The 21131-nt window shown below is 36.3% G+C and carries 21 protein-coding genes, 1 pseudogene and 1 other annotated feature; of the genes and pseudogenes, 14 read left to right on the top strand and 8 right to left on the bottom strand.

Annotated features, from left to right (window positions below; translation table 11 throughout):
• Nucleotides 1–650 precede the first annotated feature (650 nt).
• From ACK1U5_RS15800 to ACK1U5_RS15810, 3 genes and pseudogenes are all read left to right on the top strand, one after another.
• Nucleotides 651–1475, top strand: a complete 825-nt coding sequence (locus ACK1U5_RS15800; protein ID WP_000520797.1) for a DUF6973 domain-containing protein — start codon at nucleotides 651–653, stop codon at nucleotides 1473–1475.
• 123 nt (nucleotides 1476–1598) lie between these two features.
• Nucleotides 1599–1817, top strand: a complete 219-nt coding sequence (locus ACK1U5_RS15805) for a hypothetical protein (protein WP_000739867.1) — start codon at nucleotides 1599–1601, stop codon at nucleotides 1815–1817.
• A gap of 83 nt (nucleotides 1818–1900) precedes the next feature.
• A pseudogene (locus tag ACK1U5_RS15810) lies at nucleotides 1901–2342 on the top strand (DNA topoisomerase); the annotation flags it as partial.
• A gap of 7 nt (nucleotides 2343–2349) precedes the next feature.
• On the opposite strand, the gene ACK1U5_RS15815 reads toward ACK1U5_RS15810, so the two are convergent.
• From ACK1U5_RS15815 to ACK1U5_RS15825, 3 genes are all read right to left on the bottom strand, one after another.
• Nucleotides 2350–3024, bottom strand: a complete 675-nt coding sequence (locus tag ACK1U5_RS15815; RefSeq protein WP_048568015.1) for an aspartate/glutamate racemase family protein — start codon at nucleotides 3022–3024, stop codon at nucleotides 2350–2352.
• A 356-nt stretch (nucleotides 3025–3380) separates the two neighbouring features.
• On the bottom strand, nucleotides 3381–3953 hold the full coding sequence (locus ACK1U5_RS15820; RefSeq protein ID WP_000764497.1) for a class I SAM-dependent methyltransferase: 573 nt from the start codon (nucleotides 3951–3953) through the stop codon (nucleotides 3381–3383).
• Nucleotides 3950–4909: a TIGR01212 family radical SAM protein gene (locus ACK1U5_RS15825; protein WP_000868030.1), complete on the bottom strand. Its 960-nt coding sequence runs from the start codon at nucleotides 4907–4909 to the stop codon at nucleotides 3950–3952. The genes ACK1U5_RS15820 and ACK1U5_RS15825 overlap by 4 nt, the downstream gene beginning before the upstream one ends.
• Nucleotides 4910–5020: 111 nt before the next feature.
• On the opposite strand from ACK1U5_RS15825, the gene ACK1U5_RS15830 reads away from it, so the two are divergent.
• From ACK1U5_RS15830 to leuS, 10 genes are all read left to right on the top strand, one after another.
• Nucleotides 5021–5284 carry a YtzC family protein gene (locus ACK1U5_RS15830; RefSeq protein WP_000840871.1) on the top strand — a complete coding sequence of 88 codons (264 nt, stop codon included), beginning with the start codon at nucleotides 5021–5023 and terminating at the stop codon, nucleotides 5282–5284.
• A 15-nt stretch (nucleotides 5285–5299) separates the two neighbouring features.
• Complete coding sequence (locus ACK1U5_RS15835; RefSeq protein WP_001129340.1) at nucleotides 5300–5449, top strand: hypothetical protein; 150 nt, start codon at nucleotides 5300–5302, stop codon at nucleotides 5447–5449.
• Between the two features lie 136 nt (nucleotides 5450–5585).
• Nucleotides 5586–6608: a DUF418 domain-containing protein gene (locus ACK1U5_RS15840; RefSeq protein WP_069605240.1), complete on the top strand. Its 1023-nt coding sequence runs from the start codon at nucleotides 5586–5588 to the stop codon at nucleotides 6606–6608.
• A 294-nt stretch (nucleotides 6609–6902) separates the two neighbouring features.
• Nucleotides 6903–7664 carry an ABC transporter ATP-binding protein gene (locus ACK1U5_RS15845; RefSeq protein ID WP_000165837.1) on the top strand — a complete coding sequence of 254 codons (762 nt, stop codon included), beginning with the start codon at nucleotides 6903–6905 and terminating at the stop codon, nucleotides 7662–7664.
• 16 nt (nucleotides 7665–7680) lie between these two features.
• Nucleotides 7681–9540, top strand: a complete 1860-nt coding sequence (locus ACK1U5_RS15850; RefSeq protein ID WP_000897799.1) for an FtsX-like permease family protein — start codon at nucleotides 7681–7683, stop codon at nucleotides 9538–9540.
• 347 nt (nucleotides 9541–9887) lie between these two features.
• Entirely contained in the window at nucleotides 9888–10454 is a 567-nt protein-coding gene (locus ACK1U5_RS15855) for a tyrosine-type recombinase/integrase (protein WP_000454205.1), read from the top strand.
• 33 nt (nucleotides 10455–10487) lie between these two features.
• The gene (locus ACK1U5_RS15860; protein WP_016110821.1) at nucleotides 10488–10985 is read left to right on the top strand and encodes a cation:proton antiporter regulatory subunit; all 498 of its coding nucleotides are present in this window, start codon (nucleotides 10488–10490) and stop codon (nucleotides 10983–10985) included.
• 3 nt (nucleotides 10986–10988) lie between these two features.
• The gene (locus tag ACK1U5_RS15865; RefSeq protein WP_000380174.1) at nucleotides 10989–12212 is read left to right on the top strand and encodes a cation:proton antiporter; all 1224 of its coding nucleotides are present in this window, start codon (nucleotides 10989–10991) and stop codon (nucleotides 12210–12212) included.
• Between the two features lie 299 nt (nucleotides 12213–12511).
• Nucleotides 12512–13705: an MDR family MFS transporter gene (locus ACK1U5_RS15870; RefSeq protein ID WP_048568012.1), complete on the top strand. Its 1194-nt coding sequence runs from the start codon at nucleotides 12512–12514 to the stop codon at nucleotides 13703–13705.
• A gap of 187 nt (nucleotides 13706–13892) precedes the next feature.
• Nucleotides 13893–14112: a binding site (T-box leader), on the top strand.
• A 65-nt stretch (nucleotides 14113–14177) separates the two neighbouring features.
• A complete protein-coding gene (leuS, locus tag ACK1U5_RS15875; protein ID WP_113710581.1) occupies nucleotides 14178–16586 on the top strand; it encodes a leucine--tRNA ligase in 2409 nt (802 codons plus the stop codon).
• 24 nt (nucleotides 16587–16610) lie between these two features.
• Here the strand turns inward: leuS and ACK1U5_RS15880 are convergent, their stop codons facing one another.
• Nucleotides 16611–17039 carry a GNAT family N-acetyltransferase gene (locus ACK1U5_RS15880; protein WP_000800325.1) on the bottom strand — a complete coding sequence of 143 codons (429 nt, stop codon included), beginning with the start codon at nucleotides 17037–17039 and terminating at the stop codon, nucleotides 16611–16613.
• Between the two features lie 150 nt (nucleotides 17040–17189).
• Between ACK1U5_RS15880 and ACK1U5_RS15885 the strand changes: the two genes are divergently transcribed.
• Entirely contained in the window at nucleotides 17190–18119 is a 930-nt protein-coding gene (locus ACK1U5_RS15885; RefSeq protein ID WP_113710582.1) for a hypothetical protein, read from the top strand.
• A 44-nt stretch (nucleotides 18120–18163) separates the two neighbouring features.
• On the opposite strand, the gene ACK1U5_RS15890 is transcribed toward ACK1U5_RS15885, so the two are convergent.
• The 4 genes from ACK1U5_RS15890 to ACK1U5_RS15905 all read right to left on the bottom strand — a co-directional run bounded on the left by ACK1U5_RS15890 (nucleotide 18164) and on the right by ACK1U5_RS15905 (nucleotide 21117).
• On the bottom strand, nucleotides 18164–18586 hold the full coding sequence (locus ACK1U5_RS15890; RefSeq protein ID WP_113710583.1) for a pyrophosphohydrolase domain-containing protein: 423 nt from the start codon (nucleotides 18584–18586) through the stop codon (nucleotides 18164–18166).
• A gap of 97 nt (nucleotides 18587–18683) precedes the next feature.
• Nucleotides 18684–18869, bottom strand: coding sequence for a hypothetical protein (locus ACK1U5_RS15895; RefSeq protein ID WP_000038781.1), 186 nt, complete (start codon nucleotides 18867–18869; stop codon nucleotides 18684–18686).
• Between the two features lie 92 nt (nucleotides 18870–18961).
• Nucleotides 18962–20047 (bottom strand): spore germination protein GerHC, encoded by a 1086-nt coding sequence (gerHC, locus tag ACK1U5_RS15900; RefSeq protein ID WP_000411387.1) that lies wholly within the window; start codon nucleotides 20045–20047, stop codon nucleotides 18962–18964.
• The gene (locus tag ACK1U5_RS15905) at nucleotides 20017–21117 is read right to left on the bottom strand and encodes a spore germination protein (protein WP_000049056.1); all 1101 of its coding nucleotides are present in this window, start codon (nucleotides 21115–21117) and stop codon (nucleotides 20017–20019) included. Before ACK1U5_RS15905 ends, gerHC begins: the two co-directional genes overlap by 31 nt.
• Nucleotides 21118–21131: the final 14 nt, after the last annotated feature.

Raw genomic sequence — 21131 nt, forward strand, 5'->3', positions numbered from 1 at the left:
ACTTATTTAATATAGCGAGATTAAGTGTGATTACTTTGAAAGAATTGTGAAGAAAGTTAAAAGTTTGTGGGATTTTTATCAGCAAGACATACAATACGCAATGCAAAACTTAGTTGAATGAATTAGCTCTTCATTTCCTTTTTGTAGCCTGATTTGAAGTGCCTTTTGAAAATAAGATAAGGCAGTATGGAAGTCACCTGCATCTAATTTACTTTTTCCGTAATTAATGATGCTATAGTATTAAATCAATTTTTAAATTTATTTAATTACTCAAATACTGAATCTAAAATATTTAATTGTTCAGCTGTTATTCACTCCTTTCTTATATGTAACAAGATATTCAGTTCTTGCTCTAATTTAGCAATTGACTTACTTTTTGTGTAAGCTTCATTTCTTTCCTCTAAAAGAAGCAGCTCATGTTCCGCAGCAGTGTGTTCCTCTATGATGCCAACGCATTTTGCAGTTAACCTTTTCTCTACTTCATCTACTAAAAAGGAAATATTTATAATCAAAATAAAATAAAAAAAGAATATTCTGTCTATTGTTGAGAAAAATATATTTAACTATAATCACCTTTGGTAATATGTTACAAATATATACAGGTGTTTCAAAATTTGAAATATACTAACAATTAAAGGCGAGGTAATTTTATGGGGAAAACTCAATTGAATTTTAAAAAGGCAGGAATTATTACATTAACATCAGCTATGTTATTTGGCGGACTTTTGCCAACTATTTCTCATGCTGAAGAAAGTAACATAGCAAAACTTCAAACATTCTCTTTATCTAACATGCCAGAAAAGGCAAAAAACATTGACTTAAATGAATTAAAAGAAACGGGGGAAGAATATTTAAGTGAAGAAGAGGTAAGGTCAATCGATCCATATCAATTAAATTTGATATTTAAAGAATTAAAAGATGAGATAAAGAATGGGAAATATACTCATGCTGAATTGAATCAAATTGCTAGTGACAAGATAAAAAATAGCACAGCAAAATCCCCTAGTTTATATGGTTACGATATACCAGGAATGCCTGATTTAACAGAAGCGGAAATTTCGTTAGCAAAGAGGCATCCTATTGAATTCGTAACTTATGGAGGATGTTCAATTGATGCTCTTAATGAAGCGAAGAAATATTATGGTGGTGATCAACTTACTAAGGGAAATGGTGATGCGTTTAGACATGCTTATTGGAATGCGATTTTAGTTCCGAACATGGGTGGTTCTAGTGGTGCTGTATATGGCGAAGAAAGAGCAAAAGCTTGGACTGATGCTCATGAACAATATTCTGTTGGTATTGATAAAGAAATGGATCTTCATAACAATTGGTTTGGAAGATCTGTAGCAATGAATAATTATTATTGGACTACGTCAAAATATAGCAGTTACATGAGAGAAAGAGTGAGTAAAGGTTCTTTAGCACGAATAGTTAATAATCAATTAGTGGCGACAAATGGTGTTACTGGTAAGTAATGCACAGAATGAATGTGAGAAGAAGTAAGTATCCTATAGTATTGTCTTTATATTTTACTTAGTGATATTCTTTAAATTAACACCTTGAAAATACATATTTGCATAAAAAAGGAGACAAAGATTTTGAAAAAGAATTTAATACTGATTTTTTGTCTAGCTATTTTATTCATATTGTCTGCTTGTCAAAAAGAATACAAAGGAAAATATGTGAAATGGGGCGACACTGTAGAAACTGTTGACACAGAAAGATTTGAAAGAAACAATATTCCATATAAAGTAGAGGGCAATAAGGTGTATGTTCCAGAAGATGCATTTGATGATGCTATAGTATGTTGTTCTTAGGAAGTTGCGTTCCATGAATAGGTAGCAGTAAAACTCCAACATGGTGCTATGTTGGAGTTTACTAAATTTGAGAGGGTGAAGCAATTGCGAGGTTACTCATTCAACAAGCAGGATGTACAAATAAAAACAGAACCGCTTGTGGATCAATAGTTTAGAAGTAGAGGATATTAAAAAAGGTTTTCAGAATTTAAAGCCTGGTTCAGATTATGAGCGCATGTTCGCTGAAGTGCAAGTACATCAAATTAGCGATTGGATTATTGGAATGAATGCTAGTAAGTTATATACACTGACGTAAGAAAGGCATTCAAGGTGTTTATACGAGTATAAACACCTGCGTTATGTTTGATAAACAAGCGACAGCAGGAAATTAAAAACTTTAAACCAACGCCTTTCTTTGAATTGGAAGCGCAATTTACTTTTGAAAACGGTGTATACAAAGGATGTTATAAAGAGAGATTTACAACTAAAGGTGAATTAATGAACTTACTGCAGCAATATAATCTTTCTGAAAACAATAGCCAGCAAGATATATTCATTTGGACCCCCTTATATTTTCTACATACATCCTAACAACCGTTTCAGCAAGACATTGAGAGGAATCAACAAAATCCTCATTTGCCACTACATTCAAATCGGTACATGCGATAATAGCGGTATCAACTTCATCTTTCAATTGTAAAACGAGCACATTCCACAATTCGCGAGCTTCTTCACTCTCTCCAGATTTAATCCAAGTAATAATTTGATTAATCATTTCCTGCCATTTTTTATGATGAATGTATTCTATATTACGTTTTGTAATCCCATCTTGATAAATCCCAGCTTGAACAGTTGCTTCTGTTGCGAGAAGAGCAACTCTTTTTGTATTTTCAGGAATTGTTTTTAACGTCTCATCAACTATATTCAAAATAGGAATAGAAAGAGATCGCTGTAATTCTTCAAAATAAAGATGCGCTGTATTGCACGGCATAGCGATAAAGCTTGCGCCAGTACTTTCAAGTTTTTGTGCCCCTTCAATAATCGCTTTTTTCATCGTCTCGTGATCAATAGGACGATCCATGTAAAACGGTGTTGGGCACGAATAAATCATCATATGAGGAAAGTCCATATCATGTTTTGCTCCGTATATTGTTTGGCACCTTGCTACAACTGTATCGACGAATGGACCAGTTGATTTTGGCCCCATTCCTGCTAGTATTCCGATCATTGTTTTGTCTCCTTTAAGAATGTTTATATCCATTATATAGGAGAATAACAAAAAGACGTGCAGTGAATGCACGTCTTTTTTTGTTATGTTTTGTCGAACAATCGATATATCCGAGAAATCGTTGATATATTGTAAGTTATGATAGATATATCGAAAAAATCGTTGATATATCCCGAGTTACGATAGATATAATTGAAAAATCGTTGATATATTACCCCGCATTAACGGGCAGTAAAACTTCCACCTTAAAATTCGGCTGGAGCAAAGAAGTTAGTTGGGAAATAAACTGCCCATAAATGCCCGATTGGTTCAACTAATAATCAGTGGGGATTCCCCCCACTGATTAAAGTTTCACTTTATCGTTTCTCAATCGCCACAATAAATGGCGGGTTGTTTTGTTGGTTAATGAAGCCATATCGCAGTACGTGAGCTTGTTTTTGGTCTAGCTCTTCTGCAAATTTGAGAACAGCGTCGCGTTCTACTTGTCCTTCTGGGTGTCCGTGGTAAATGACGAGGACGATGATACCTTCAGGTGCCATTACTTCTAGTAATTGTTCAATTGCCGAAATTGTTGAGTTCGGTTTTGTAACGATATGCTTGTCACCGCCAGGAAGGTAACCTAAGTTGAAGATAGCGCCTGTTACTTTTCCTTTTGCGTCTTCTGGTAGTACGGATAGAAGTGTATCGTGACTATCGTGAACTAAAACAGTACGTTCAAAAAGTTCTTTTTCTTTTAGACGAGTTGTTGAGCTTTCAATCGCTTCTTTTTGAATATCAAATCCAAATACTTTTCCGCTATCCCCAACAATTTCAGCTAGGAAGCAAGTGTCATGACCATTTCCAAGTGTTGCATCTACAGCGTAGTCGCCTTCTTTAACAGCCGTTTGCAGCAGTGTGCGAGCAAACGGTAATACACGTTCTAATTTCATTGTTGTTTCTCCTCATTTGCATATTTTCCTTGCCAGCTTCCGCGGCGTACAAATTCTGCATCGATGGAATTTAATACTTCCCATTTATTTAAGCTCCACATTGGACCAATCATTAAATCAGGTGGGCCGTCACCTGTGATACGGTGCACAATTACGTCTTCTGGAATAATTTCAAGTTGGTCAACAACAAGACTTACGTAATCCTCAAGAGAAAGGAATTCGAGTTGTCCTTTTTCATATTGCTTCACCATTGGCGTTCCTTTTAATAAGTGAAGTAAGTGGATTTTAATTCCTTGTACATCAAGTTTCGCTACTTCACGAGCTGTTTCCATCATCATGTCGTAATCTTCAAGTGGAAGACCGTTAATAATATGAGAGCAAACTTTAATGCCGTGCTTACGTAATTTATTTACGCCTTCCACGTAAGACGGATAATCGTGAGCGCGATTAATAAGGTTTGCAGTGCGTTCATGAACGGTTTGTAGTCCAAGTTCAACCCAAAGATACGTACGTTTATTTAAGTCCGCTAAATATTCAACAACATCATCTGGTAAACAATCTGGACGAGTTGCGATAGAAAGACCGACAACATCTTTTTCTGCTAGAAGCGGTTCGAATTTTTCTTTTAACACTTCAAGTGGTGCGTGTGTATTTGTGTACGCTTGGAAATAAGCGATACATTTTCCATCTTTCCACTTTGAGCGCATTTTTTCTTTCATTTCATGATATTGTGTTATAACATCATCGCGGCGATCACCAGCGAAGTCGCCAGATCCGGCAGCGCTGCAAAATGTACAACCACCGTAAGCAACTGTACCATCACGGTTCGGACAATCGAAGCCAGCATCTAATGAAACTTTAAAGATTTTTTCACCAAATTCATTTCGTAAATGGTAATTCCATGTATGATAACGTTTATTGTCGTTTGTATATGGAAAAGGGTTTTGAACCTTCATTATTTTCCCTCCTAAGCCGAGTCAAAATGAAACAAAATCCATTATAACATACTCATAAGGTAGAGATGGAAGGGACACACTAAAGGGGAATTGAAGCAAGGAGGGACAATTATGGCAGAGCGTCAATCACTTGAATCGTATATTACACAAGCGGAACAAGCGGTGGAATATGCAAAAGAACAATTAGAACAAGGCATGAGACAAGAGCATTACAATACGATGGAGTATTCAGATGCACAGTTACAATTAGAACAAGCGTATAACGATTTACAAACGATGCAACAACATGCGAATGATGAGCAACGTGAGCAATTAAATAGAGCACGTATGGCAATTCGCCAATTGCAACATCAAATGATTATTACACCGCACTAATAAGGAGTGAATGTAATGGCGAAACGTTCAGATCAAAATAACCCAGAGCAAAAAACACAAAATGGACATAACGCTGAGTTTTCGAATGAACTTGATCCCATTGTTCAAGTAAAACAGCGTAATAGTAAAAAAGGACAACCTCAAAAATCAAAACAATCAGAGTAAACCAGGTCGCAATATGACCTGGTTTTATTTTGTTATATGACAATAATGTAAGATTCCTGTAAGGTTTGCCGATAGTTGTAAGCTTACTTTTCCAGTAGAGTAAGGGAGGATTAAATTTTGGACAAGGAGCTGCTTTATGGGGAACAATATTACAAACAAACGAATTGATGAGTTAGATTACATTCGTGGCTTCGCATTACTGGGGATTATTTTAGTAAATATTCTAGCGCTACTTAATATTAAAACTCCAGATCCTAATACAGTAGATGCTAGCTATCAAAGATTTTTATACTTATTTGTAGAAGGTCGTTTCTTCTCAATCTTCTCATTCTTATTTGGAGTGGGATTCTATATCTTTATTTCAAGAGCGATTGCGAAAGGGAAAAATGGATATGTTCTATTTTTCCGCCGCGTAGTTGCATTATTTATTTTTGGTTTGATTCATTACATGTTTCAGCCTGGAGAAGCGTTAACGTTATATGCAATTTGCGGATTAATCGTTTTACCGTTTTATAAAGCGAAAAAACAAGCGAACTTAGTAATTGGTCTTATTTTGACAATAGCCTTTAGTGTAATGGGTGTTAAAGAACTATTACCACTTGGTTTAATTTTATTAGGTCTTGCTGCAGGACAATATCGTGTATTTGAAAATCTTTCAAAAAACATAAAGCAAGTCGCTATTTTTACAGGCATTATGTTTGTTTTAAGTGTGGCAGCTGTATGGTATCAATATGGACACGTGCCTGCTGGCCCATTTGTAAATATGATATTGATGAATGAAGATGGAACAATGGATGCTGCAAGCCAGTTTCTAAAAATTGGTATTACTGTTGGACCAATTATTTCAGCTTTCTATGTAGGAGCATTAATTTTATTACTTCAGTTAAAACCAGTTCAAACATTATTAGCACCATTGAAATACTACGGTCGTATGGCTTTAACAAATTATATCGGACAAACGGCAATGATTTTAATTGCTGGTAGTGTATTTAACTTTGCAGGTAACTTAACATACATGCAGACGCTATATGTATGTATCGCAATTTATGCAATTCAAATTGTGTTTAGTGTAATTTGGATGAAAATCTTTAAAATGGGTCCATTAGAATGGGTTTGGCGTGTTATTACGTACTGGACGGTAACACCTTTAAAGAAATAAAGTGAAACTTTAATCAGTGGGCTGTTCCTTTCGCGGAACAGCCTATTTTTATTGTCATCTTTTGTCGATAAGTCGATATATTTTGGTAATCGCTGATAAAAGTGTAAGAATCGCCGATATAATTTCATTTACCGATTTACTATGTCGAAATGTGAACTAGTATGAAAAGCCAACCTTACACGCATCCATTTTCTATCTTACAAAAGTGTAAGGTAATTGTAATGTTAACAAATAGCAGTTCACTTCTAAAAAGCGCAAAATAGGTAATGGAAAAACAAGCGTAGGAGGATATATATGACGAAACCAGTTGTAGACGTGAAAAACGTTCAAAAAGTGTACGGTAAAAAAGGTGAGAACCAATCACACGCGTTAAAGGGTGTTTCATTCTCAATTCAAGAGGGTGAGTTTGTTGGAATTATGGGACCATCTGGTTCCGGTAAAACGACATTATTAAATGTAATTTCAACGTTAGATAAGGCAACAGGTGGCGTTGTTGAAATTGCGGGAACGGATATTACAAAAATGAAGCAAGGTGAGCTTTCAGATTTCCGTTCGCAAAAATTAGGATTTATCTTCCAAGATTTTAACTTATTAGAGAACTTATCTATTTATGAAAACATTGCACTTCCACTTTCTCTTCAAGGTGTCGCATCACGTAATATTGGACCGAAAGTAGAAAAAGTAGCGGATATGTTAGGGATTACAGAAATACTTCAAAAGTATCCATCTGAAGTATCTGGTGGACAGAAACAACGTTCAGCAGCAGCGCGTGCTTTAGTGCATGAGCCGGCAATTATTTTAGGGGACGAGCCAACAGGAGCGCTTGATTCTAAAAATGCAACGAGTTTACTTGATGCGATGACAAACTTAAATAAAGATCAAGGCGTATCGATTATGATGGTTACGCATGATCCATATAGTGCAAGTTACTGTCAGCGTATTTTATTCATTCAAGATGGTGAGCTATATAAAGAAATTCATCGCGGTGGTACGCGTGAAGAGTTCTACAAAGAAATTTTAGATGTACTTGCAGATTTAGGTACACAAAAGGCGTAAGAAAGGAGGTTCCAGTATGTTATTTAAACTTTCCATGTCGGGGCTGAAAAGTAAGCTGAAAGATTATATCGTCTTACTTGTCGGTCTTGTCATGTCGATTTCAATTTTTTACATGTTCCAAACGTTAGCACTGAATAAAGCATTTTTAGAATCTAATTCAGTGATTAAATCTATTGGATTCGTATTCCAAGCAGGATCATTTTTATTAGCAATTATAACGTTCTTCTACATTTTATATGCAAACTCTTTCTTATTATCTCTTCGTCAAAAAGAGTTCGGTATGTATATGATGTTAGGTGCGAAAAAACATAAAGTTACATTACTTATGTTTATTGAAACAATCGTATTAGGTGCTGCGTCTCTTGCAATCGGGATTGCAGTTGGAGTAGGACTTGCAGAAGGTATTGGACAGTTATTAATGAAACAGCTTGAATTTGCTGGTGAAGGGTATAAAGCATTTTATCTACCATCTATGACTGTTACTTGCATCTTCTTCTTTGCACTATTTGTATTATCAGCAATTATGAACAGTATTAAATTGTCACGTATTTCTGTATTGCAACTAGTACATGCAGATGCACAAACAGAGCGTGTTGCAGTAAAAGGTAAAAAGACAGTTGTAGTGGCATTCCTTGCTGTTATTTTATTAGGTATAGGTTATGCATCTATGATCTATATGGAAAAACTAAAAGAGATGGGAATCCTTATTGCATTAATTACAACGACAGCTGGTACTTACATGCTATTTGGCTCACTTCTTCCAGTCATTATTAAAAAGTTAAAAAGTAATAAAAAGCGTAGTGAAAAAGGACTTAATGCTTTTACATTTGCACAATTAAACTTCCGAATTAATAGTTTAACAAAAGTACTTGCAACAGTGGCAATGTTAGTTGCACTTGGAGCTGGTGCAATTTCAGGTGGTATGGCATTTAAAAATAACGTTATAAAAATGGTAGATGGTTTAGTAATATATGATTCAGTAGTTCATAATCCAACAGCTGAAGAAAAGAAAATTTTAGATGGTATTACATTTAAAGAGAAAAGCGAATATCGTTACAAAGTTGATGATAAATACGTTTACTATGTAAAAGAAGATTTAGAGAAAAATCGTCCTTTCGTAAAAGATATGGCAAAGATGAAGTCTATGAAGGATTTAGTAAATACGAAAAAAGTTTCAGAGGAACTACCGGTAGGTGCAGTTTCTAGAGAGATGAATCAAAAAGATGCGAATACTAAAGAACTTTCAGCGGAATGGACAGATGCTTTTAGTACAATCCATCCATATTATTTATACAATGATCATGCAATTAAAATTGTAGATCAAAAAATGTATGATGGGATAAATGGTAAAGAAGGTATAGCATTTATCGGAAAAACAGATGATTTTTTAACATATAAAAAAGAATGGAAAAAACTTGACGAGTTGCAGCTAGATAAATATAAAAATGTAAAAGCTGAACAAATGGATAGTAAATATCAAGCTTATAGTGGGTTCTATGGCATTGCGAGTGGAACAGTATTTATGGGATTCTTCCTTGGAATTGCGTTCTTAGCAATGATGGCAAGCTGTCTTATGTTTAAAATTCTTTCTGGTGCATCAAAAGATATTACGCGTTATCAAATGCTTCGTAAAATCGGTGTGCGCCGTGAGTTATTAACGAAATCGATTTATAAAGAGCTATTCTTAGTATTCTTATTCCCAGCAATTGTGGGTATCGCTCACGTATTAGTTGGTATGAATATTTTCGGATTTATTTTAATCGATCCGTACTTCCGTATTTGGATACCAATCGTAATTTTCGTAGTTATTTATGCGATTTATTACTTCATTACAGTTCAATTGTATAAAGGAATTGTTCTTCCGAAAGAAGATTAATAATAAAAACCGAGCAAAAACGCTCGGTTTTTATTATTTTCAGAAAAAACACTTTAATGTTACTGAAATGTATAATATAATGTAAGTAAGTAACGTAATATAAAAGTAGAAGTAGCTGTATAAGGAAAGGAGGAATCCAATCTGTAGAAAGAAGCTGAACTTTTATCCCCACATTTTTTTACCGCAACGTATTTATACAATCGTAAGTTTCCACATTGAAAGTTTTCAGAACCACCTGAGTATATTGTGAAAATAATGGATAACACATGGAAATCTCATAGCATGATAAGGTAAAATGGACAACATAATGAGAAAATTACCGTTCATAAGATGAGGAGAATACATGTATGGAAGTTGTAGAGGCATTAAAAGATATAAGCCAAATTGAGGCTATGAAAAAATATTTAAAAGAGCACTCCCAGCGAGATTATCTTTTATTTGTTATTGGAATTAACACAGGATTAAAAATTACAGAACTACTTAGCATGAAATTTGAAGATGTATTAAATGAAGACGGGACTGTTAAAGAGTTTTATGCTCTTCCTGTGAAAGATGAAAAATTTAAACAAGATATTTATTTAAATACAAAAGTAAAAGAAGCGCTTTTAGATTACGTACAATCTATTGGCGTTAAAAGAGAAAATTACGTATTCCAATCTAATAAAACGCCAAATTCAATTACGCGCCAACAAGCGTATCGTGTAATTCATAATGCTGCAGAAGCAGTTGGAGTTGTTGGTAAAATCGGAACGAATTCAATGCGAAAAACGTTCGGATTTCATGCGTACAAAAGAGGGATAGCGATTGCACTATTGCAAAAACATTTTCATCACGCGACTCCATCAGAGACACTAAAGTATTTAGGTATCTCAAAGGATGAGAGCTTTAAAACGGAGATTGATGTCGATTTATAAAAGCCGTAACTAAAAAATTAGGAGGCGGAAAATATGAATATTAGAGAGAGTGAACTGCCGGGTATTGGATGTAAGTTTGAAGTGATTACAAAAGGTAATGAAAAGATGGTTATCGTTATTCATGATGATGGCCGAAGAGAAATGTACCATTTTGATGCTGATCATGAAGAGAGTATTTCAAGCGTCTCTCTTCGTGATTCTGAAGCGAGACAAATTGCAGCTATATTGGGCGGAATGGTATATAGGCCACAAGCTTTAGATACGATTGAAATGGCTTTTGAGGGATTATCAATTGAGTGGTTTAAGGTGGAAAATAATGCACCAGTTGTACAAAAAACAATTGGTAGTTTACATGTTCGAAACACATATAACGTAACGATTATTGCCATTTTGAAAAAGAATATGAAGAAGTTCTTTAATCCAGGCCCAGATTCTATCATTGAAGCTGGCGATATGCTCGTATTATCAGGCGCGAGACATGAAGTGAAAAGAATTATTAATGAGTTGCTTTCAGTAGGAGGGGATTCATAATCGATGGATACTTTAATCTTTGAAGTTGGAACTGCGTTAGTATTAGTCGCTTTTGCAGCTATTCTCGCTGCAAAGTTAAAGTTCTCGATTATTCCGTTTCTTATTATACTCGGTATGCTAGTGGGGCCTCATGCCCCAGATTTAGGGCTTATCGATTTAAGATTTATTGAAAGTGGAGAAGTTATTTCCTTCCTCGGCCGTGTTGGCGTCATATTCCTCCTATTTTACTTAGGTTTAGAATTCTCAATTAAAAAATTAATTAAATCAGGAAAATCAATTGCTTTTGGGGGAACTGTTCATATATCGCTTAATTTTATATTAGGTTTACTTTACGGATATATAATGGGTTTCCCCTTATTAGAAACATTAATTATTGCTGGGATCATAACAATTTCATCGAGTGCAATTGTTGCGAAAGTAATTGTTGATTTAAGAAGATCTGGTAATAAAGAGACGGAGCTAATTTTAGGAATCATTATGTTTGATGATATCTTTTTAGCGGTATATTTATCAGTCGTTTCAGGATTAGTACTTGGAGGGGCAACATCATTTGTAGGTGCTCTTACATCTATTTTAATCGCAGTAGGTTATATGCTACTATTCTTTGTAGTTGCTAGAAAAGCTACACGGTTTTTAAATAAAATGTTAGATATTTCGTCCAATGAAATTTTTATTATTGTAATATTCGCTATTTTGTTCTTTGTAGCAGGATTTTCAGAAACGATTCATGTTGCAGAGGCAATTGGAGCATTATTACTAGGACTCGTTTTTTCTGAAACAGAGCATAGTGATCGAATTGAACAGCTTGTCGTTCCGTTTCGTGATTTCTTTGGAGCTATATTCTTTTTCAGCTTCGGTTTAAGTATAGACCCATTTTCACTTGGCGGAGCAGTGTGGTTGGCATTAGGAGCAGTTTTCATTACTCTTATCGGTAATTTTACTGCTGGAATGGTTGCGGGGCGTAAAGCTGGGTTATCGCATAAGGCTTCTACGAATATCGGTTTAACACTTGTATCACGCGGAGAATTTTCTATTATCGTCGCGAATATTGGAATTGCGGGTGGCTTAATGGCAGCGATTAAACCGTTCTCAGCTTTGTATGTTTTAATATTAGCATCGTTAGGACCTTTGTTAACGAAAGAATCTGGGAGAATATACTCGCTACTAGATAAGGTGTTTAAATGGAGTGCTAAAGAACGTGTGAAGCGAGAAAAGGAAGTTGGATAGTACAAATAAGGGTAGACTGCATGAAAATTTCATGCAGTCTACCCTTTTATATATTGTTACTGTTGTCGTTTTTTGTCGGTAAGTCGATATATTTTAATAATCGCTGATATATTTGTAGTTGCGCCGATATATTCTGATAATCGCTGATATAATCCAAGAAGCAACCAATATAAATTCATTTACCGACGAACTATTATCTGAATTTCATCAACTATTAATCAGTTGCCTTCCTATTTAAAAACGACTACAATTTTACTGTTATATATATGAACGAAAAAAATAGAATAGGAGGGGAAGCTATGCCAAGGAAAGTATGGCTATTAGTAGCTGGGATGATTATTAATGTCACGGGTGCTTCTTTTTTATGGCCTTTTAATACAATTTATTTACATGATCACTTGGGAAAATCTTTATCTGTGGCCGGAATGGTATTAATGATCAACTCGCTTACTGGTGTAATCGGAAACTTGCTCGGCGGTGTTTTATTTGATAAATGGGGCGGTTATAAATCAACTTTAGTAGGGATTGTGATTACACTTGTATCAATTTTAGGTCTTGTGTTCTTCCACGGTTGGCCGTTATATGTTGTATGGCTAGCGTTAATCGGCTTCGGTTCTGGAATGGTCTTCCCATCGATGTATGCGATGGTTGGTACGGTTTGGCCAGAAGGCGGAAGACGGGCATTTAATGCGATGTACGTTGGACAAAATGTTGGTATTGCGATCGGAACAGCATGTGGTGGATTAGTTGCATCGTATCGTTTTGATTATATTTTCTTAGCGAACTTTATTTTATACTTTGTTTTCTTCTTAATTGCTTTTATTGGATTCCGCGGTATGGAAGACAAGAATGAGCCAGGAGTGCAAAAAGAAGTCGAAACGAAAAAAGGGTGGTCACTTACACCTGGATTTAAAGCACTTCTTATCGTGTGTGTAGCATATGCTTTATGCTGGGTTACATACGTACAGTGGCAAGGAGCGATTGCAACACATATGCAAGAATTGAATATTAGCCTTCGTCACTATAGTTTATTATGGACGATAAACGGAGCAATGATTGTTTGTGCACAGCCACTTGTTAGTATGCTAATTCGTTGGATGAAGCGTTCTTTAAAACAGCAAATTATGATTGGGATTTTCATTTTTGCGGCGTCATTCATTGTGTTAAGCCAAGCGCAGCAATTTACGATGTTCCTCGTTGCGATGGTAACATTAACAATAGGTGAGTTATTTGTATGGCCTGCGGTTCCAACGATTGCAAATATACTTGCACCAAAAGATAAATTAGGGTTTTATCAAGGGGTTGTAAATAGTGCGGCGACTGTAGGGAAAATGTTCGGGCCGGTCGTTGGCGGAGCAATTGTGGATTTATACAATATGGAAGTATTGTTTATAGCAATCATGGTAATGCTTGTAGTAGCGCTTATAGCAACGAGCATTTATGATAAACGAGTAAAAGTAGAAGAAACAGTTGAAGAAAAAATTGCAGTTTAGTTTGACGGAACATGTAACATGTTTTAGAATATATTTAAATAAAACAACCTTTAGAACAAGGGAGATAGCTCGGCTGTCTTAAGATGAATTCGTTAGTTATTAAGAGTAACGATTAACCGAGAAGTCCTCGCTTTAAGTAAGCTCTTAAGAGATACTAAGTGAAGGATAGTTCACTTAACTTATATGTGTAATAACAGTGAGAAGGAGTAGTAGTAATAGAAGCGGGTTTAGAGAGTTGACGGTCGGTGCAAGTCAATCCACGTTTCGTTATGAACTCGCCTTTGAGTTGCAGTTGTGAAACTAATAGTAGCAATTGCCGTTAATCCACGTTACGGATCTAAGCGAATGTATATTTGTACATTAATTTAGGGTGGTACCGCGGGAATCTATAACCTCTCGTCCCTTTCTAGGGATGAGAGGTTTTTTGTATTTTGGGCGGTGAAAATAAATAGAATTTCAAGGAGGGTATCTCATGAGCTTTAATCATCAAGAAATTGAGAAGAAGTGGCAAGGGTACTGGGAAGAGAATAAAACATTCCGTACGCCAGATGAGACAGAAAAACCAAAATTTTATGCACTAGATATGTTCCCATATCCATCAGGTGCAGGCTTACACGTAGGACATCCAGAAGGTTATACAGCGACAGATATTTTATCTCGTATGAAGCGTATGCAAGGATATAACGTTCTTCATCCAATGGGATGGGATGCATTTGGTCTTCCAGCAGAGCAATATGCACTTGATACTGGAAACAGCCCAGCTGAATTTACAGAGCATAATATTAATACGTTCCGTAACCAAATTAAATCATTAGGTTTCTCTTACGATTGGGACCGTGAAATAAATACAACAGATCCAAACTACTATAAGTGGACGCAATGGATCTTCCTAAAACTATTTGAAAAAGGCTTAGCTTACGTTGATGAAGTACCTGTAAACTGGTGCCCAGCACTTGGTACAGTACTTGCAAACGAAGAAATAATTGACGGTAAGAGTGAGCGTGGTGGACATCCAGTTGAGCGTCGTCCGATGAGACAGTGGATGTTAAAAATTACAGCTTACGGAGATCGTCTATTAGAAGATCTAGATGAGCTTGATTGGCCAGAAAGCTTAAAAGATATGCAGCGTAACTGGATCGGCCGTTCTGAAGGTGCAGAAGTACACTTCAACATCGATGGTACAGACGAGAAATTCACAGTTTTCACAACACGCCCTGATACATTATTTGGTGCAACATACTGTGTACTAGCTCCAGAACATGCACTTGTTGCAGAAATTACAACAGCAGAACAAAAAGAAGCGGTAGAAGCTTACATTAACGCTGTAAAAATGAAGAGTGACCTAGAGCGTACAGAACTTGCGAAAGAAAAAACTGGTGTATTCACTGGTGCTTACGCAGTGAACCCAGTAAACGGTGAGAAATTACCAATCTGGATCGCTGACTATGTTCTTGCAACTTACGGAACAGGTGCTGTAATGGCAGTTCCAGCTCACGATGAGCGTGACTATGAATTCGCATCAGTATTTAATCTTCCAATGAAGGAAGTTGTAAAAGGCGGAGATATTACGAAAGAAGTGTACACAGGTGATGGTGCACACGTAAACTCAGCATTCCTTGATGGATTAAATAAAGAAGAAGCAATCGCAAAAATGATTGAATGGCTTGAAGTAACGAGCGCAGGAAATCAAAAAGTAACGTACCGTCTACGTGACTGGTTATTCAGCCGTCAACGTTACTGGGGTGAGCCAATTCCAGTAATTCACTGGGAAGATGGTACAATGACAGCTGTGAAAGAAGAGGAATTACCATTAGTTCTTCCGAAAACAGAAAACATCCGTCCTTCAGGTACAGGTGAATCACCACTTGCTAACATTGACGAGTGGGTAAATGTTGTTGATCCTGAGACTGGTAAAAAAGGTCGTCGTGAAACAAATACAATGCCGCAATGGGCTGGTAGCTGTTGGTATTACCTACGTTACATCGATCCAAACAATAGCGAAGCACTTGTAGATCCTGAAAAAGTAAAACAATGGCTTCCAGTTGATATTTATATCGGTGGTGCAGAGCACGCTGTACTTCACTTACTATATGCTCGTTTCTGGCATAAAGTATTATACGATATCGGTGTAGTTCCAACGAAAGAACCGTTCCAACAATTATTCAACCAAGGTATGATTCTAGGTGAAAACAACGAGAAAATGAGTAAATCAAAAGGTAACGTTGTAAACCCTGATGATATCGTAGCAAGCCACGGTGCAGATACACTTCGTCTATACGAAATGTTCATGGGACCATTAGATGCTTCAATTGCTTGGTCTGAAAATGGTCTTGACGGAGCTCGTCGTTTCCTAGACCGCGTATGGCGTCTATTCGTTCAAGATAACGGTGAATTAAGTAAGAAAATTACTGACGCACCAAATAAAGAGCTTGAAAAAGCTTACCATCAAACAGTGAAGAAAGTAACAGAAGACTATGCAGAGCTTCGCTTCAACACAGCGATTTCTCAAATGATGGTATTCATCAACGATGCATACAAAGCTGAAACACTTCCAAGAGAATATGTAGAAGGTTTCGTAAAAATGATTGCACCAGTTGCACCTCATATCGGGGAAGAGCTATGGAGCAAACTTGGATACAATGAAACAATCACATATGCAAGCTGGCCAACATTTGATGAGTCTAAACTTGTAGAAGATGAAGTTGAAATCGTTGTTCAAGTTATGGGTAAAGTTCGCGCAAAACTAACAATGAGTAAAGACGCATCAAAAGAAGAAATGGAACAACTTGCACTTGAAGCAATTCAAGACCAAATTGAAGGGAAAACAGTTCGTAAAGTAATTGTTGTTCCTGGAAAACTTGTTAACGTTGTTGCAAACTAAATCATTTGAAAAAGCTCAGAGCGTTTATGTTCTGAGCTTTTTTGTATAGAAAATAATCTCAGGGTCACCTTCATCTAAGTTTTCAACTATTCCGCTACGTATAAAACCATTCGAGTTAAATACTTTCTGCATACTTTCATTCGATTCGTTCGTTGAAGAAAATATTTTTTGAGTAGGAGAATGACTTAACATATATGAGATTAACGAGCTTGCATAGCCTTGCCTTCTTTTAGTTGGTGAAACAATGATTAATGAGAGGAAAGTACAACCAAAGAAATTTGTATCGTATGTTAGAAAGCCAGAGATAGAATTTTCTTCTGTTACAATGATGCATCTGCCTTCACGGATAGTGTGCTTAATATAATTTCGTCTACTATCGTTTCCAATTACGTCAATATCTATATGGACGATTGAATCTAAATCATTGATAGAAGCCTTTGTTACATTCTTCAATATAAATACCTCCTAGAAAAAATATTCAGTTAATTAATTTTATCATAAATGAAGAAAAAGAAGCGGAATTCTAGTGCAGACAAACACCTATTCTTCTATAGGAAATATGATAAAAAAGGTAGGCTAAATTGAGTAGAAGAGGTGAAAGGAATGAAAGGGATGGACAATAATGCACCACATGGTTTCTTCGGGAGTGGATCGGATAGTTATGAACAAATGATGTTAATGGGAGGAGGACAACAAGGATACGGTGGAATTCCGAGCTGGATGGGCGGAACACCTGGAGGGTTTTCTACATCAGTAGCGGGTGTACAAACTGGAATTCCAACATTAACAGGAGGATTTCCATCATCGGTAGCCGGAGTGCAAACTGGAATCCCAACATTTGTTGGCGGAGCAGCGGGAGGAGTACCAGTAGGCGTACCAACTGCATTTCCATCTTTCGTTGGAGGAGTACAGACAGGATTTCCTGTACCGGGAGTAGGTGTTGTAGCAGGAGGAGTAGGTGGATATCCGCAAGTAGTTCACGGCTACCATGGTCATCATCACCACCATCAAGGTCAACATGGCCATCATGGACATCACCACCATCAAGGTCAACACGGCCATCATGGACATCACCACCATCAAGGTCAACACGGCCATCATGGTCATCACCACCATCAAGGTCAACACGGCCATCATGGTCATCACCATCATCAAGGTCAACATGGTCATCAGGGGCAACAAGTACATCACCACGGTCACCACCACATTCATCCGCAAGCTGTTCTTTATCAAACTCACCAAGGCCAACATGGTTACCATGGACATCACCACCAAGGCCAACATCATGGACACCAAGGTCACCACCATCATCATGGGCACCAAGGCCAACATCATGGACACCAAGGTCAACATCATGGACACCAAGGTCAACAGCACCAACAGCACCAACAGCACCAACAATATCAGCAATATCAACAACAACAACAATCTTCTCCTTGGACAGGTGGAATTGGAGCAGGAGGAGCAGGGGCAGCAGCAGGAGCAGCTAGTATTAGTGGAGCAGCAGGACACGCAGGGCACGTGGGTCATTAATGATTGGCAGAAAAAAAGCCATAATAAAAAACTGCTAGGAAATCCTAGCAGTTTTTTTCAGCTTCTTGACGCTGACGTTCAATTTCAGCACGAAGTTGTGGTTCCGGTGCTTGCCAGCCTTCTGGCTTTAGAATCTTACCGTCGCCTTCACGGAATCGAGGCTTCCCATCAGGGAATAGTTTTGCCATGTTGGCGTTGTTTACAATTTCGAATCCTTTATCTGGACGTACGCCCATTTCTACAAACGTTCCGAATGCAAAGTAAATAAGGTCAATCAGTGCATCGTATTGATCTTCAACAGTCGTTGCCTCTAGAAATTCTTCTAGTTCTTCCTGCATAAAACTTGCACGGATTTTTGCACGCTCTTCTGTTAATTTTGTTGGAGTATTTGTCACAGGATGTCCGAATACTTCATGCATTTTCGCAACAAGTTCGTATCCTTTATCTAAACCTTTTTCGTTTGTCATGTTGTTTCATCCTTTCTTACGTTATGCCGAAGTTTATTGTAACATAAGGTGATTATGAAATGAAAAGAACATCTTATCGAAATAAGATGTTCGCTCGTTATTCTTCTTTTTTTATTAAAAGCGATGAAATAAGATCGATGCCAAAAATACCGACGAGTAACATTGGTATAACGACAAGTAAGTAACGTGTGAAGGAAACATTTTTTAAGTATGTATGAGCAAATAAAAAGACGCCGAGAAATAAAATACCATTTAAAATAGGCTTTACTAATTTTTTAGACATAAGCTCCCCCATAAATATCTTCTCTCTCTATTTGATAATAAAAAACTCCTCTCTCCGTTGTATCATGCTGGAGAGAGGAGTTCAATCATTTCTCATTCAATAACACCAGAATTTGTAATATTTACGGTGTATTTTATATGAACCGGAACATCTTTATACATTTGTCTCCATTCTTCTAATTTGAATGGGCGATAATGTTGTTTATACTTTGCACCTAGCCCGAGAGGATCGACGCCTAAAGATTTAAATTGCTTAATTAACTTAGCAGCTTGTTTATCTAATTGTTTTTGTACATCTTTTTCAATGTTTTTTGTGTTCTTGTTATTTTCTAAGTTAATTTGTTTTGATAGTTCTTGAATACGTGCATCAAGACGAACGTGAATGAAAAAAGAAGGCTTTCCGTTTTTAATTTTTATATCGTAAGTTGGAACAGAACGAATATTATTAATCATTACGTACGCAGAATCTGTTTTAAATTCATGTGAATCTAATTTATGTTTCTCTAATAGTCCTTTAAATATGAACATATCTTTTTCCGCAATTTTACCGATATATTTATCCTTTTTAAAAAGGCCAATTCCGGTAATTTTTATTTTATCACCATGCTTCTTTAGAATGGGAATATAGTAGTCTTTTCCTTCTTGATAATAGCGAAATGCTCCTATATGTAGATTATCCGCTGGTAAAGGTCCGGTCTCCATGTTATGTTCTAGCAATTTTTTTATATAAATTGCAACGTTGTATGAAGTCGAATATTTGCCTTTTAAAAGTTCAGTACCATTCCCATCTAATAAAGCAGCATATAAAGCGTTCCCTATATTCACATCTCGGAGTAATGTATCGAATGAAGTAGACATTCCTGTTTTGGCAAGTCTTATCGTATATAGAGCGACACGCATTTGTCCACTAGCAAAAGGTTGAGAAGACTCTAAAGATGTGTCTGCTTTTACTTGTTTTACCGCATTTGCACTGCCTTCAAAAACTTGAACTTTATTTCCTTTTTTTTGAATGGGACAAACGAATGTCACTTTTACTTTATTATCTTTTGCAACGTCAAATACGGATCCTTGAATAAGTTGTACATCGTCGATAATATTTTTTTGTAAACATCCAATTAGACTGAAGAATGTTATACAAGAAATAAGTATTAATTTGCTTGTGCTTTTGATTTTTTCCATTTTCTTTTCACCCACACAATAATAAATAGGATTGGGATGTATACATAAATGAGCCAAAAACTAACCTTTGATACATTACTAATAAAGTTATTAATATCGTGTCTGTTTGTTAAAAGTTGCGAAACAATGAGAGTGATAAAGATAAAAGCAATTAAAACACCCCTTTGTTTTACACGGAATATTTCATGAGTTGCTCTCATTGACGCCCATAAAGGGAGGATAAAACTTGAAATAATAACGAGTGCATAGCCTGAAATTGCAATATATTCGAGTCTTTCTATAAATGGTAATTGAATAACTTGGGTCATAGAAAGTTGGGCCCATATCGTTTTTAACAATTGTTTTTCACTAAAAAATGCAAAGGCTAAAAGGGTGCTAAATAAATATAGAAGATTTGAAAATAGTGCTCCAAACTGAGCGTATTTATGAGATTGCATAGGCTTTTTCACAAATGGATACACCATGAGGTAAATCTCAAAACCGGTCATACTGTAGATTGACAGTTGAGCGGATTTTAAAATGTCTGAAAAAGAATGTGTGAATATAGGTAGTAAATTATCCCAATGTGAATATTTCAAAACGAATAAGCTTAGAAATAAATATCCTAATGTACCACCAACAGAGATGACGCAAATACCGGTAATTACACGAAATCCAGAAGAGATAATGTAATAGCTAACTAAGCATAAAAAGAGTGTTAACATAAAGGTAGAAGCGGTAGGAAACATCCATACTTGAATAATTTCAACATATGTTCGGATGACTGAAATACTAACGATTAAAAAATAAGCCATAAAGATGATGCTAATGCCATTTCCTAGCCATTTTCCAAATGTTTGCCGATGTAAATCAACTAAATTCCCATTTGTTTCTTTTAATAAGACATACATCATCCATATAAGAATGTGGATTAAAATTCCTGTGATTATAACTCCCATCCATCCGTCGTATCCAGCGGCCTTTGCGATGATTCGAGCGAAGCCGAGAACGCCAGCACCGAACTGTGCACCGTGAATTAAGAAGAAAACAAAGATAGGAGATATTTGATATTTTTCTTGAACTTTACTCATCGAATGCACCTCAT

Source organism: Bacillus sp. XB1, assembly GCF_053557995.1.